We start from the raw sequence: 14,300 nt of genomic DNA, 5'->3' as shown, positions 1-14,300 counted from the left end.
CGCAACCATCAGGAGGCCATCACCAGCGGACCGGGCGCCGGAGCGTTGTTGTCCGCAGGCGCCTGGCGGCGCAGTTTGAACCACGCGGCATAGAGCGCCGGCACGAAGAAGATCGTCAGCAGGGTCGCAACCGTCAGGCCGCCCATGATCGCGATCGCCATCGGCCCCCAGAACACGCTGCTCGTCAGCGGGATCATCGCCAGCACTGCGGCCGCGGCCGCCAGCACCACCGGGCGCGTGCGGTGGATCGCGGCGTCGAGCACCGCATTCCAGGGGTCGCGTCCCTCCTCGATCTCGATCCGGATCTGGTCGATCAGGATGACCGAGTTGCGCATGATCATGCCGCCCAGCGCGATGATGCCGAGGATCGCGACGAAGCCGAGCGGCGCCTGGAACGCCAGCAGTGCCGGCACCACGCCGATCAGGCCGAGGGGTGCCGTCAGCAACACCATCCACATGCGCGAGAAGTCCTGCAGTTGCAGCATCAGCAGCAGCATGATGGTGCCCAGCATCAGCGGCACCACGGCCAGCAGCGCCTTGTTGGCCTTGGCGCTCTCTTCCACCGCGCCGCCCACGTCGATGCGGTAGCCCGACGGCAGCCGGTCCTCGATGTCCTTCAGCGCCGGCAGGATCTGCTGCGTTGCCGTCGCACCCTGCTCGCCGTCGACCACGTCGGCGCGCACGGTGATCGCCATGTCGCGGTTGCGGCGCCACAGCACCGGCTCTTCCAGTTCGTGGCTGACGCTGGCCACCTGCGACAGCGGCACCACCGTCCCGTTGCGGGTGTAGAGGTTGATGTCCTTCAGCGTGTCGAGGTTCAGGCGCTCCTGCGGCACGGCGCGGGCCACGATGTCGATCAGGTCCTCGCGCTCGCGCAGCTGCGACAGGGTGGCGCCGTTCATCACCGTCTGGGTCACCAGCGACACGTCGGCCGGCGTCAGGCCGAGCGCGCGCGCCTTGTCCTGGTCGAGCTGCACCTTCAGCGTGCGCACCGGGTCGTTCCAGTCGAGTTGCACATCGCGCACCTTCGGGCTGGCGGCGACGGCCTTTTCCACGTCGCGGGCGATCTGGCGCACCACCTGCGTGTCGGGCCCGACGACGCGGAACTGCACCGGGAAGCCGACCGGCGGCCCCAGCTCCAGGCGCGTCACACGCACCCAGGCCTGCGGGAACTGCGCGTCGGCCGAGGCCATCAGCCGCGAACGCACCCGCTCGCGCGCCTCCAGGTCCTTCGTCATCACGATGAACTGCGCATAGCCTGCGTTCGGCAGCTCGGGGTTGAGCGCCAGGTAGAAGCGCGGTGCGCCGGCGCCGGTGTAGGCGGTGAAGAACTTCACGTCCTCGTCCTTGCCCAGCAGCGCTTCCATCTGCTGCACCTGCTGCGTCGTGGCCTCGAAGGAAGAGCCTTCCTTCAGGCGCAGGTCGATCACCAGCTCGGGCCGCGAGCTGTTGGGGAAGAACTGCGCCGGCACCAGCCGGGTGCCCGCCAGGGCGAGGGCCAGCGCGCCGACGGTCGCGCCGATCACCAGCCAGCGGTGCTGGATGGCCAGGTCGATCAACCCGCGCAGCCGGCGGTAGAACGGCGTGTCGTACGGGTCGCCTGCATGGTGGTGGGCCATGGTCTTGGGCAGGATCTTCATCGCCAGGTAAGGCGTGAAGATGCCAGAGCAGATCCACGACAGCAGCACCGCGGCGCCGACGATCCAGAAGATGCCGCCCGCGTACTCGCCGGTGGTCGACTGTGACAGACCGATCGGCAGGAAGCCCGCCGCGGTGATCAGCGCACCCGTCAGGCGCGGCATGGCCGTGGCCTGGTAGGAGAACACGGCCGCCTTGTGCTGGTCCCAGCCGGCCTCCATCTTCACCACCATCATCTCGATGGCGATGATCGCGTCGTCCACCAGCAGGCCCAGCGCGATGATCAGAGATCCCAGCGAGATGCGTTCGAGGTTCCAGCCCATCGCCAGCATCAGCAACGCCACGCCGCCGAGCACCAGCGGCACCGAGGTGGCCACGACCAGGCCGGAGCGCCAGCCCAGGCTGGCCAGGCTCACCGCGATCACGATGATCAGCGCCTCGGCCAGCGAGCGCTCGAAGTCCCAGATCGCGTCCTTCACGGTGGTGGGCTGGTCGGCCACGCGCTCCAGCTCCAGGCCGTGCGGCAGCTCGGCTTGGATCTTCGCGACGGCGTCCTCCATGGCCTTGCCGAGTTCGACGATGTTGCCCTCGTCGGTCATCGAGATGCCGAGCATCAGCACCGGCTGGCCGTTGTGGCGCACGGTGTAGGTCGGCGGGTCTTCGTAGCCGCGCCGCACGGTGGCGATGTCGCCCAGCTTGATGGTCCGGCCAGCCACCGAGAGCGGCACGTTGCGGATGTCGGCCTCACTCTTGAACTGGCCGCTCACGCGCACCACGACGCGGTCGCTTGCGGTGTCCACCTGGCCCGCCGGCAGCATGGCGTTCTGGCTCTTCAGGCTCTCGGCAATCGCCAGCGGCGTGATGCCCAGCGCGGCCAGGCGCTGGTGCGAGAACTCGACGTAGATGCGCTTGGCCTGCTTGCCGATCACGTCGACCTTCTTGACCATCGGCACCTTCAGCATGCGGCGCTTGATGTCCTCGGCCGCGTCCGTCAGGTCGGCGTGGTGGATGCCGTCGCCCTGCACGGCGTACATCAGGCCGTAGACGTCACCGTATTCGTCGTTGACGATCGGGCCGATGACGCCCTCGGGCAGCTCCAGCCGCAGGTCGTCGAGCTTCTTGCGCGCCTGGTACCAGGCCTCGCGCTGGTCGGCCTCCGAGGTGCCGCCCTTCACGCTGAGCGTCATGCCACCGTAGCCTTGCCGGGCGAAGGTGACGACCTTGTCGAAGTGGTCGATCTGCTCGAACTTCTTCTCCATGCGGTTGAGGACCTCGTCCTGCACCTGCTGGGCGGTCGCGCCAGGCCAGACGACCCCGGCGGTCATCGACGGCACCGAGAAGTTCGGGTCTTCGAGCTGACCCAGCCGGGTGAAGCTGAACGTGCCGGCCAGCGCGACGACGAGCAGCAGGAATAGGACGATCGCGCGGTGGCGCAATGCCCAGTCGGTGAGGTTGAAGTTGTTCATTGCGCGGCCACCTGTGTCGTTGCAGTGGTCGCCGCACTCGGCGACGCGGTTGGCGACGCGGTTGGCGACGCGCTGGGCTGTGCAGCTGGCAATGCCACCTTGAGTCCTGGCGCCATCTTCTGCACCCCGGCGGTGACGACCAGCTCACCCGCTGACGGACCGGCGACCAGCACCTCGTCGTTGCGGTAGCCATGGACCGACACGGGCAACAGTTCGACGGTTCCCTGCGGGTCCTGGCCTGTGCGCTTGACCACCCACAGTGCCGGCTTGCCGCCGCTCTGGGTCATCGCAGCGGCCGGGATGACCGCCACTGGCGTGCCCGATGCCGTGCGGTCGGCCACCACTGTCGCGGTGGCCCCCAACGGCAGCGCGCGGGGGCTTGCCAGCTTCAGCCGCGCGCGGTAGGTGCGCGTCTGGGCTGCGGCCTGGGGGGCCAGTTCACGCAGCGTCACGTCGAAGGTGTCGGCCGGCGCGTTCGCCAGGGAAGCCTTGAGGCGTGCGGTCTTGAAGGTCGCCACCTGGTCTTCGGGAACGTCGACCACGATCTCCGGCTCGCCGGGGTTGGCGATGGCGACGACCGGCAGCCCTTCGGGCACGACCTGCCCCACTTCGAACCGTACCTGGGTGACGACACCGCTGCGCGAGGCGCGCAGCACGGTGTAGGTGACCCGGTTGCGCGCCAGCTCGAGCTTGCGGGCCTCGGCCTCGGCAGCGGCGCGCGCTGTTTGCGCGCCGGTGGTGGCGCGTTCGTCGTCGGCCGCGCTGACCGAGCCGTCGCTCTTCAGGTTGGCAAGACGCTGACGGTCGGCGTCGGCCTGGCGCGCCTGGGTGACGGCAGCTGTGTGTTGCTGCAGCGCCGCATCGGCAGCGAGCCGGTAGTCGGCGTCGTCCAGCACGGCCAGCACATCGCCTTCCTTCACGACCTGGCCCACGTCGACGTGGCGCCGTGCGACCTTGCCGCCGACGCGGAAGGCCTGGTCGACCTCATGGCGCGATTGCACGGTGGCAGCGTAGCGGTTGACTTCCTGGGCCTGGTCGTAGCGCAGTTCGACCGTGCGCACCGGTCGGAGCGTCTGAACGGGTGCGGGTTGCGGGCTGCAGGCCGAGAGCAGCACGGTGATCGGCAGTGCGATGACCGCGACAAGAGAATTTTTCAAGACAGTACCTCGTGATCGGCAAGATTTCAGGAAAGCGGGCGGGCGGTGTCGGCCGCCGCCGCTGGCACGGCAGCAGGGTCCTGCGCCTGGGTGGCGGGCTCGAACACCTGCCAGCCCCCACCCAGCGCCTTGTAGAGCTGCACGCTGCCCAGCAGCAACTGCGTGCCACTGTTGTTGGCGCCCAGTCGCACCGCCAGACGCGCGCGCTGCGCGTCGAGCAGCGGCAGCAGGTCGATCTGGCCGCGGTTGTAGAGCGACTGCGCGCGGCCCAGCGCCGCGTCGGCCGAGGCCGCAGCGGCTTGCAGCGACGCCGAACGCTGCCGCTCGGCGGACAACGCGACCAGCGCGTTCTCCACATCCTCCAAGGCCCGGACCATGCCGTCCTCGGCACGCAGCACCGCCTCGCGCTGGCCGCTCTCGGCCGCGTCGTTCAGGGCCCGCGTGCGGCCGGCGTTGAAGAGCGGCATGGCCAGCATCGCCGCCACGTTCGTGTAGCGGGCCGAGCCCAGACCGATGCCGTTGAGCTCCAGGTTCTGGCGGCCGAACGACGCATCCAGGAACAGCCGTGGAAACCACTCGGCAGCAGCCTGCTGGCGGCGCGCATTGGCCGCGTCCAGCTGTGCCATCAGGGCCAGCACGTCGGGGCGGCGCTGCAGCAGCGTGGCAGGTTGGCCGGGCCGGGCAAGGGGCACGGCGACCTCGCCCTGCCAGGGCGCGATGTTTGCGGCGTGGAAGGCCTGGTCGCCGATCAGCACGGCGATGCGGTGGCGCGAGACGGCCGCCACCGTCTCCAGCGGCGGAATCTGTGCGCGCGCCGATGCGGCATCGGTCTGCGCGCGTTCCACGTCGAACAAACTCGCCAGGCCGGCGCGCTGGCGTGCCTGCACCAGGCGCAGCGTCTCGTCGTGGGCGGCCGAGATGGCACGCAGGGTATCGAGCTGGCGCTGCGCGCCCAGCAGCGTGAAGTAGTGGGTGGCGACGTCGCTGATCACCAGCAGCCGCACGCCGTGCATGCCGTGCTCGGCCGCCAGCGCCTCTGCGGCAGACGCGGCCGCGCCGGCACGCAGGCGGCCGGCCAGGTCCAGTTCCCACGAAATGCCCAGGCCGGCACTGGCTGCCTGGGTGTCGGGCATCTCCTGCTTCACGGCGCTGCCATAGCCGCTGCTGCGGTCGCTGGCCGCGCCGACGGCGCTCACGCTGGGCATCAGAAAGGACCGGCTGACCGTCACGCCGGCGCGCGCCGCGCTCAGCCGCTCGGCCGCGATCCGGAGGTCGCGGTTCTCACGCGCTGCGCGGCGCACCAGGTCGCTCAGCACCGGGTCGTGGAAAGCCTCCCACCACGCGGCTTCGGGCTCCGCCTGGGCGTCCATGCCGGCGGCGAATTGGGAGGGAACGTCCACCTTCGCCCGAGAAACCGGGGTGGAGCAACCGGCCAGCGCCAGGGCCAGGGCCAGGGAGACGGCCAGCGCCGTGCGGGCGACAGGACTGAGCGGCGCGCCGCGACGCCCGGCCCGCGGCCTGGCGGTTGGCGGTGGAGTAAGCGCAGAGGGAGGGGACATTGTCATGGACTCGTCTGAATGCGAAGGGTTGAAGCGTACGGCCCGCCTCTCGCGAAGTCGTCAGCGTTGCGTCGCGTTTTGGTCGCCATCGGCATGGTTCACTCGGCGGGACCAGTGCCACACTCGTCGGCAGCCGGCATGAGGTCAGTGGCCAGGGTGGCCAGCAGTTCGACGGCAGACGCAAACTCGCTCTGACGCCCGGTGACCAGGTTTTCGATGCGGCCTGTGAGCGTCTGGGCAGTCGCGTCGCCATGCAGCTTCAGCACATAGGCGCGACGGTTCGGGTACTTGGTTTCGGAGTTGAGCGTCATGGCAGCGGATGGATCGGCAAGCGTGCATCCCAGCGTATGTCGATCCTGTGGCCGTGTCGTCAGCAAAAGGTCGGCGTTCGGTCGCATGGTCGGTCAGGGGAACCAAAGTGATGCACCGGCTGATCACGCGGTGGGTGGGGAAGGCCAGGGGCCGGCAGCCAAACCAGGCACGCACGCCGATGCGCACCGGCGGGCTGCGCCCGCAGTGCAAACGCAGGTTCGTGCATGCCACGGAACGTGCTGCCTGCTCTGTTCAAGCCGCGTTACCCGTCGCAGGGCAAGCGCTTCATGGCCCGGTTCGGCGCTGCTGCGCCATGCCGGGCTGCCGGCGCAGCGGCCCCTGCCGTCAGAGACGGGGCCAGTCCGCAGCGAGATCCGGAAAGGATTTCTTCAGGCGCTCGATGATGTCGAGCTCGATCTCCGTGGCTTGCTGCTGGCCGAGCGCGTCGGCCGACTTCTGGCGCACCATGAAATGCATCCGCACCAGGTCGTGCAGCTTGCGAAACGCGATCGGGTTGTCGGTCCCGCACACCGAGTCGTCGCCCTGGATCACGCGGTCAATGATTCCGGGGTCCAGGATCCTCACGCGGCACAGCATGGCCATTCGGGCCACCTCGCGGTCCACCGCACCGAGGTTGTTCTTCCACCACCAATAGCGGTATGGGTCGTCGTGCCTTTCCATGTCAGTCCTGCCCGGCTGGTCCGAGGAATCGGGGCGCCTCGTCAGAGGGCAGTGAACAAAGTGAGCGTGGGGCTTTCATGTCAGGTTCCTTTTCGGGGTTGGGGGCTCTTGCGCGCGGGGCGGATCAGGTCGAGCGCGTGCGCGGCCATGACCCACTCCTCGTTGGTCGGCTCGACGACGACGCGCACCGCACCACCCGGGCGCGAGATCGTGTCGGCGTTGGCCTGGTTCGCGGCATCGTCGATCTGCACGCCCATCCATCCGAGCGCGCTGCAGATGCGCTCGCGCAATGGCGCGCTGTGTTCGCCGACGCCGGCGGTGAAGGCCAGCATGTCCAGCCCGCCGAGCGCGGCCGCCAGGCCACCGATCTCGCGCACCACACGGCGCACATACAACTCGAGCGCGGCACGCGCACGCGCATCCGTGGCCTCGGCGGCCAGCAGCGGCAGCGGGCTGGCCGACAGGCCGGAGACGCCCAGCAGGCCGCACTCGTGGTACAGCAGGTGCGAGAGCCGCTTCGCGTCGTAGCCCTCGGCATCCATCAGGTGCAGCAGCACGCCCGGGTCGATCGAGCCGCAACGTGTGCCCATCATCAGGCCGTCCAGCGCTGAGAAGCCCATCGTCGTGGCAGCGCTCTTCAAGCCCTGCATCGCACACAGGCTGGCACCGCTGCCCAGGTGGGCGACGATCGTGCGACCGCGTGCGGCATCGCCATGCCGCTCGGCCAGCGTGATGGCCATGTACTCGTACGACAGCCCATGGAAACCGTAGCGGCGCACGCCGCGCTCCCACATGGCGTGCGGCAGCGGCAGCATCTGCTCCACCTGCGGCAGCGTGCGGTGAAAGGCCGTGTCGAAACACGCGATCTGCGGCACGCCGGGCAGTTCGGCCAGCAGCACCTCGATCGCGTGCAGCGCATAGGGCTGGTGCAATGGCGCCAGCGTGATGTACTCGCGCAGGTCTGCGAGCACCGCAGGGTCGATGCGCACCGGCGCACCGTACTTGCTGCCGCCGTGCACCACACGGTGCGCCACAACCGCAGGCAGCTGGCCGCGTGTGTGCTGCACGACGCAGTCGCGCACGCGCTGCAGCGCCGACGCGTAGGGCTCGCCGGCATCGAGCACGAGCGCGACCGGCGGCGCACCGCCTTCGACAAGGCGCGCGTTTGCGCTGCCGATGCCTTCGATCCGGCCCGACCACATGGCCGCGCGCGGCAGCGGATCGAGACCAGGGTCGAACAGCGCGAACTTGATGCTCGACGAGCCGCAATTGAGGACGAGGATGGGTTCGGTCATGCGGCCACCTGCGTCGCCGCGGTTTTGGCGGCAGCACCACGGGCCGCGATGAGTGCAACCGCGCACGAGGCGATGCGTGACTCGCGCGTGTCAGCGCGGCTCGTCAGGATGATGGGCACGCGCGCGCCGAGCACGATGCCGGCGCTGGCCGCACCGCCCAGATACGAGAGTTGCTTGGCCAGCATGTTGCCGCTTTCCAGGTCGGGCACGAGCAGGATGTCGGCGCTGCCTGCGACCTCGGAGACGATGCCCTTGGTGCGTGCCGCCGCGGCCGAGACCGCGTTGTCGAACGCGAGCGGCCCGTCGATGAGGGCGCCCTGGATCTGGCCGCGGTCGGCCATCTTGCACAGCGCCGCCGCGTCCAGCGTCGCGGGCATCTGCGGGTTGACGGTTTCCACCGCCGCCAGCACGGCAACACGCGGCTGCGCGACGCCAAAGGCATGCGCCAGGTCGACCGCGTTGCGCACGATGTCGGCTTTGTCCTGCAGCGTGGGCGCAATGTTGATCGCGGCGTCCGTGATCATGAAGGGCCGCGGGTAGAACGGCGTCTGCATCACGAAGCAGTGGCTCATGCGCCGGCTGGTACGCAGCCGGCTTGCGACGACCGCGCCCATCAGCTCGTCGGTGTGCAGGCTGCCCTTCATCAGCGCCTCCACCGTGCCGGCCAGCGCCAGCTCGACGGCGCGGGCTGCCGCAGCATGGCTGTGCGGCGCATCCTCGATGACGACGCCGCCCAGGTCCAGGCCGTTCTGCGCTGCGACCTCCAGCAGCCGCTCGCGCGGCCCCACCAGCACCGGCTCGATCAACCCGGCGCTCCGTGCGTCGAGTGCAGACGACAGGCTGACCGCGTCGCAGGGGTGCACCACAGCCACATTGAGGCGCCCCAGCGGCCGCACGTTGTGCAGCAGGCGGACGAGTTCGTCACCCTGCGTCATCTCGATGCGCACGTGCGGCAACGCGCTGCGCGCGCGCTCGATGCGCTCCGCGGGCGCGATCACGGTGGCCGTGCCCGAAAGCACGGGGTCGCCGCTGCCGTTCACGCACTGGCAGTCGAGCTCGACGAGGCGCTCGCTCGCTTCGAGCCGGGTCACGCGGACGGTGACCTTCAGCGTGTCGCCGACGTGCACCGGCTCCAGGAACTTGAGCGTCTGGCTGACATAAACGGCGCCCGGTCCGGGCAGCCTGGTGCCGAGCAACGCGGAGATCAGCGACGCTGCCCACATGCCGTGCGCGACGACGCCACCCGACGGCGTGCCAGCGGCGAACTCGCCATCGACATGCGTGGGGTTGATGTCGCCGGACACCGCTGCGAAGAGCTGGATGTCGGCCGCGCTCAGCGTGCGCTCGCTGCTCGCGGTGTCGCCGACGGCGATCTCGTCGAAGGTTCGGTTGCGCAGGACGTCGAAGTCTTCGGGGTTCAGGGTTCTGGACATGATGGGTGTTGGGCAAGCCGTCAGGCGATGACGTGGAAGCCGCCGTCGACGTAGTGCACGTCGCCGGTGATGGCGCGAGCGGCGTCGCTGACGAGGAACGCGCAGAACGAGCCGACGTCGTCGATCTCGACCTCACGCGCAAGCGGCGCGCGGCGCCGCGAATCGTCGATCAGCTCGTCGAACGACGCGATGCCGGAGGCCGCGCGGGTGCGGATCGGGCCCGGCGAGACGGCGTGCACGCGAATGCCGCGCGGGCCGAGTTCGCTGGCGAGGTAGCGCACCGAGGACTCGAGTGCCGCCTTGACCGGCCCCATCACGCCGTAGTGCGACACCACCTCGGAAGCACCGTGGAAGCTCATCGTCAGCAATGTGCCGCCGTCGGTCATCAGCGGTTCGGCCAGGCGGGCCATGCGCGTGAACGAGTGGCACGACACATCCATCGCGCGCGCAAAGCCCTCGCGTGAGCTGTCGGTGACCCGGCCGTGGAGATCGGCTTGAGGCGCGAACGCAATCGAGTGCAGCACGAAGTCGAGCCGGCCCCAGCGCTCACGCACCGCGTCGAATACGGCCTCCAGCGCGCCGGGCTGCTCGACGTCGAGCGCCATCGCGATCGGCGCTTCCAGCTTGCGGGCCAGCGGCTCCACATGCGGACGCGCCTTGTCGTTGAGCCAGGTCACGGCGAGCTCGGCGCCGCAGCGCCGGAACATGCTGGCGCAGCCGTAGGCGATGCTGTGTTCGTTGGCAATGCCCACGACCAGGCCCTTGCGGCCGGCGAGCAGGGTTTCAGATTGGGTGTCCATGAATTCTTCCTGTCATTTCCTGGCGGCGGGCGCCTTGCGAGCCGCCGGTGCGCGGCGCGTTTGCCGCTTCGCTGGCGTGGCCGTTGCCGACTTGGCTGGAGCGGCCAGCGTGGCCGACCTGGCCAGCGTGGCCGACTTGGCCGGAGTGGCCAGCGTGGCCAGAGTGGCCGGCGCCAGCACCGCGCGGATGCGCGCCAGCATCCGCTGCTGCGCCACGCTGGGCTGCACGCTCTGCACACGTTTGTCGGCGAGCAGCCGTTCGAGCAGCGTGAGCAGACGTTGGCGGTCCTGCGGGTCGCTCAGCAAGGCCGGCAGCGTCTGGACCGCCGTGTCAGGGTCATGCCGCGCGATCACTTCCTGCGCGCCGCCGATGCGGCGCACGTCGGCAGGCGACAGATCGGGGAGCAGTTCACGGTAGTCGTCGAGCAGGTCCTGCGCGAGCCGCACCCGGGCCAGCGGCAACGGCTCCTTGTCGGGCGACATCAAGAATGCGACACGCGCCAGAGCCTCGGGGTAGCCGCCCCGGGCGACGCGGGCCAGCGCTTGCTCGATCAGCCCGGTGGCTGCTGGCGGCGGTGCATTTGCGGCGGCCGCAGGCTCGCTTGCGAGGTCGTTGGCCTGGAGGTTGCCGTAGATCTGGAAGAAGCTCGCTTCGGACACGGCATCGCGCATGGCGCGGTAGTGGTCGAGCGACGCACTGGTCAACGACGAGACGAGCGCCTCGGCACGGCGTGCAGGATGGTCGGCTGGCAGGGCCTGGCGTTGCGCCTTCGCCAACTGCGCTGCAGGGCCGAGCCACCACGTGAAGGGGTTGAGGTCCGAGGCCACCCAACGCTGCCAGCGCAGCGGATGGAAGATGCGTTGCAGTTGCGCGCCCTGTTCGGTCGCCAGCGCCTTCACCAGCGGGCGGCCGAACAGCGCGTAGGCACGCTGGTTGAACTCGGCGATCGTGTTGGCCACCTCGAAGGGCTGCTCGTCTTCGCGCTCGAAGCGGTTCAGCCGCTTGGCGATGTCCTCGAGCTGCAGCTCTTCGAAGCTGACTTCCTGGCTCGGCTCGCCGTTGTCGCCACGGCCCTCGACGATGCGCATGCCGTAGAGCCCCGGCGGCAGCGCCTCGATCGACTGCAGCACCGAGACGATCTGCGTGTGCTCCTTCTTCGCCACCTTGCCGGAGACGAAGATGCCCAGGTGACCGATGTCCTCATGCATCAAGCCGACGATCACCTGCCCGCGCAGCTTGATCTCCTCGGTGCTGCGGTAGACGTCGGCGACCCAGTTGAAGGCCTGTTGCGGCGGCGTGATGTTGTCGCCCAGCGAGGCGAACAGCACGATCGGCACCTTCACGTCGCGCAGGTCGAACGCGCCGCCTTCGCCGGTGCGCTCAGTGCCGGCCCACAGCCGGTTGCCGACGAACAGGTTCTGGGTGATCCATTCGATCTCCTGCCCGCCGAGCAGGTAGTAGCCACCCCACCAGCGCTCGAACTCCAGGAACCGCTCCGGCTCGGTGTCGATGTTCGAGAACACCTTGTAGTACTTGTCCCAGAAGGTGTTGGCCGGGTTCAGGTTCTCGAAGTTCTGCACCAGCCAGGCGCCGTCGAAGGTGCCCGCGCCGAGGTCCGAGGTCAGCGAGGCCAGCCAACTCCCGCCGAGCAGCCCGCCGGCATAGCGCATCGGGTTGTCGCCCGCGCCCTCGCGCCACGCACCACCCCAGTACGACATCGGCGCGCCGACAACGACCACCGGGCCCGTGTCATCGGGGCTGGCTGCGGCCAGCATCATGGCGGACCAGCCACCCTGGCAATTGCCGACGACTGCCGGCTTGGGCGCATCGGGATGCAGCTCGCGCACACGCCTGACGAACAGGCGCTCGGCATTGCAGACATGCAGCAAGGTCTGGCCCGGCTCCGGGTCGCGGTAGAACATCACGAAGTAGACCGGGTGGCCCGCACGCAGCGCAACACCGACCTGCGAGTCGTCCTTGAAGCCGCCGATGCCGGGCCCGTGGCCACCGCGCGGATCGATGATCACGTAGGGCCGGCGCGCGTCGTCGATGACCATGCCGACCGGTGGCACGATGCGCAGCAGCGCGTAGTTCACCGGCTGCTCGAAGGTGCGGCCGTCCATCACCATCTCGTGCTCGAAGTGCAGCACCGGCGGCAGCCCCTGACGTTCGTGCTCGATGAAGTTGTTGCCACGCTTGCGCAGCGTGTCGCCGAAGATCACCGAGCGCTGGACGAAGTCGACCGCATATTGCGCGCCGCTGGTCCACAGGTCCCATGGCGAGACGGGCTGCGATGGAACGTCGGCGACGTGCTGTTGGACGGCCTCGCGCACGCGGTCGTTGATCTGCGTCAAGGCCGTGGTGGTGCGGGTCTTCAGCACCTGCGCGACCTTGGCCGAGACGTCCTGGCTCTTGCGGAGCCGGCGGTTCACATTGGGGGTTTGGTTCATGGGGACAGACGTTAGCGACCGACTGCAGGCGAGTCGTCAGCGAAACGTCGGCATTCGGTCGTGGTCAGGTAAGCGGCGAGGGGGTGATCGCGACGCAAGCACGACCTTTCGCTGACGACTCGCCGAAGCGGCGCAGCTACGCTTGATCCCTGTCAAACACCTGTGCCAGCCAGCCCTGGCCCGCAACACCTCATCATGAAAACCATTTCCTTGCACGACGCGGTGGCGATGATCCCCGATGGCGCCAGTCTGATGATCGGCGGGTTCATGGGCGTGGGCACGCCCGAGCGCGTCGTCGACGAACTGGTGCGCCAGCGCAAGCGCGATCTCACCGTGATCGCCAACGACAACGCGATGCCTGGCATTGGCATCGGCAAGCTTGTGACTGCCGGCCTGGTCCGCAAGACGATCGCCAGCCACATCGGGCTCAACCCCGAGACGCAGAAGAAGATGCTGGCCGGCGAGATGGAGGTCGAGCTGGTGCCACAGGGCACGCTGATCGAGCGCATACGCGCTGCAGGCTTCGGCCTGGGCGGCGTGCTCACGCCCACCGGTGTCGGCACCGTCGTGGAGGAAGGCAAACAGCGCATCGAGGTCGAGGGCAAGCCCTACCTGCTGGAGACCGCGTTGCGCGCCGACTTCGCGCTCGTGCAGTGCTTTCTCGCCGACTACATCGGCAATCTGCAATACGCGTTGACCGCGCGCAACTTCAATCCGGTGATCGCGATGGCGGCCAGTGCCGTGATCGTGGAGGCCGAGAACATCGTTCCGGTCGGCGTCATCCCACCCGACCAGGTGATGACGCCTGCGCCGGTCGTCGACTACCTGATCGCGAGCAACTGACACCATGGACGCACAGACCCTCATCGCAAAGCGCATCGCCCTGGAACTGCGGCCGGGCATGCTGGTCAACCTGGGCATCGGCATCCCGACGCTGGTGGCCAACCATGTGCCAGCCGGCATGCAGATCTACTTCCAGTCGGAGAACGGCCTGATCGGTACCGGCCCGGTGCCGCAGGAGGGTCTGGCGCAGGCACGGCTCACCGATGCGGCAGGGCGGCCGGTCTCGGCCCTGCCGGGCGCCTGCGCCTTCGACAGCGCGATGTCCTTCGGCCTGATTCGCGGCGGGCACCTGGACATGACCGTGCTCGGCGGCCTGCAGGTGGACGACCGCGGGTTGTTGGCCAACTGGATGGTCCCCGGAAAGATGGTGCCCGGCATGGGCGGCGCGATGGACCTGGTCGCAGGCGCGAAGCGCGTCGTGGTGGCCATGCAGCACACCGCCAAGGGCCAGGCCAAGATCGTGCGCCGGTGCAGCCTGCCGCTCACCTCCGTGCGCCCGGTCGATCTCATCGTCACGGACCTGGCGGTGATTGCCTTCCCCGGCGGCCGCGCGACCTTGCTGGAGACGGCGCCCGGCGTGAGCGTCGAGCAGGTCCTTGCGGCGACCGAAGCCGAACTCAGCGTGCCCGACACCGTGGGCACGATGCCGATCGCCTAGACGCCGC

The 14,300-nt window shown here is 69.0% G+C and carries 11 protein-coding genes; 2 read left to right on the top strand and 9 right to left on the bottom strand.

Features of this window, described 5'->3' with window-relative positions; translation table 11 throughout:
• Window positions 1-8: 8 nt before the first annotated feature.
• The 9 genes from AC099J_RS15195 to AC099J_RS15155 form a co-directional block, all read right to left on the bottom strand.
• Window positions 9-3,104: an efflux RND transporter permease subunit gene (locus tag AC099J_RS15195; RefSeq protein ID WP_479616112.1), complete on the bottom strand. Its 3,096-nt coding sequence runs from the start codon at window positions 3,102-3,104 to the stop codon at window positions 9-11.
• Window positions 3,101-4,261 (bottom strand): efflux RND transporter periplasmic adaptor subunit, encoded by a 1,161-nt coding sequence (locus AC099J_RS15190; protein WP_479616111.1) that lies wholly within the window; start codon window positions 4,259-4,261, stop codon window positions 3,101-3,103. Before AC099J_RS15190 ends, AC099J_RS15195 begins: the two co-directional genes overlap by 4 nt.
• Window positions 4,262-4,287: 26 nt before the next feature.
• Window positions 4,288-5,820: an efflux transporter outer membrane subunit gene (locus tag AC099J_RS15185; RefSeq protein WP_479616110.1), complete on the bottom strand. Its 1,533-nt coding sequence runs from the start codon at window positions 5,818-5,820 to the stop codon at window positions 4,288-4,290.
• Window positions 5,821-5,918: 98 nt separating this feature from the next.
• Window positions 5,919-6,218 carry a hypothetical protein gene (locus AC099J_RS15180; protein ID WP_479616109.1) on the bottom strand — a complete coding sequence of 100 codons (300 nt, stop codon included), beginning with the start codon at window positions 6,216-6,218 and terminating at the stop codon, window positions 5,919-5,921.
• A gap of 259 nt (window positions 6,219-6,477) precedes the next feature.
• Window positions 6,478-6,813, bottom strand: a complete 336-nt coding sequence (locus AC099J_RS15175; RefSeq protein ID WP_479616108.1) for a hypothetical protein — start codon at window positions 6,811-6,813, stop codon at window positions 6,478-6,480.
• A gap of 80 nt (window positions 6,814-6,893) precedes the next feature.
• Window positions 6,894-8,108, bottom strand: a complete 1,215-nt coding sequence (locus AC099J_RS15170; protein ID WP_479616107.1) for an acetate/propionate family kinase — start codon at window positions 8,106-8,108, stop codon at window positions 6,894-6,896.
• The gene (locus AC099J_RS15165) at window positions 8,105-9,541 is read right to left on the bottom strand and encodes a bifunctional enoyl-CoA hydratase/phosphate acetyltransferase (RefSeq protein WP_479616106.1); all 1,437 of its coding nucleotides are present in this window, start codon (window positions 9,539-9,541) and stop codon (window positions 8,105-8,107) included. Before AC099J_RS15165 ends, AC099J_RS15170 begins: the two co-directional genes overlap by 4 nt.
• A 20-nt stretch (window positions 9,542-9,561) precedes the next feature.
• Complete coding sequence (gene fabI, locus AC099J_RS15160) at window positions 9,562-10,341, bottom strand: enoyl-ACP reductase FabI (protein WP_479616105.1); 780 nt, start codon at window positions 10,339-10,341, stop codon at window positions 9,562-9,564.
• 12 nt (window positions 10,342-10,353) lie between these two features.
• Complete coding sequence (locus AC099J_RS15155; RefSeq protein WP_479616104.1) at window positions 10,354-12,792, bottom strand: DUF3141 domain-containing protein; 2,439 nt, start codon at window positions 12,790-12,792, stop codon at window positions 10,354-10,356.
• Window positions 12,793-12,987: 195 nt separating this feature from the next.
• On the opposite strand from AC099J_RS15155, the gene AC099J_RS15150 reads away from it, so the two are divergent.
• Window positions 12,988-13,635: a CoA transferase subunit A gene (locus AC099J_RS15150; RefSeq protein WP_479616103.1), complete on the top strand. Its 648-nt coding sequence runs from the start codon at window positions 12,988-12,990 to the stop codon at window positions 13,633-13,635.
• A 4-nt stretch (window positions 13,636-13,639) separates the two neighbouring features.
• Complete coding sequence (locus AC099J_RS15145) at window positions 13,640-14,293, top strand: 3-oxoacid CoA-transferase subunit B (protein ID WP_479616102.1); 654 nt, start codon at window positions 13,640-13,642, stop codon at window positions 14,291-14,293.
• Window positions 14,294-14,300: the final 7 nt, after the last annotated feature.

The sequence above is a fragment of the Rhodoferax sp. RT4P68 genome, assembly GCF_056521305.1.
The sequence above is the reverse complement of the archived record's forward strand: the minus strand, read 5'-3'. Positions and strand labels throughout refer to the sequence as shown.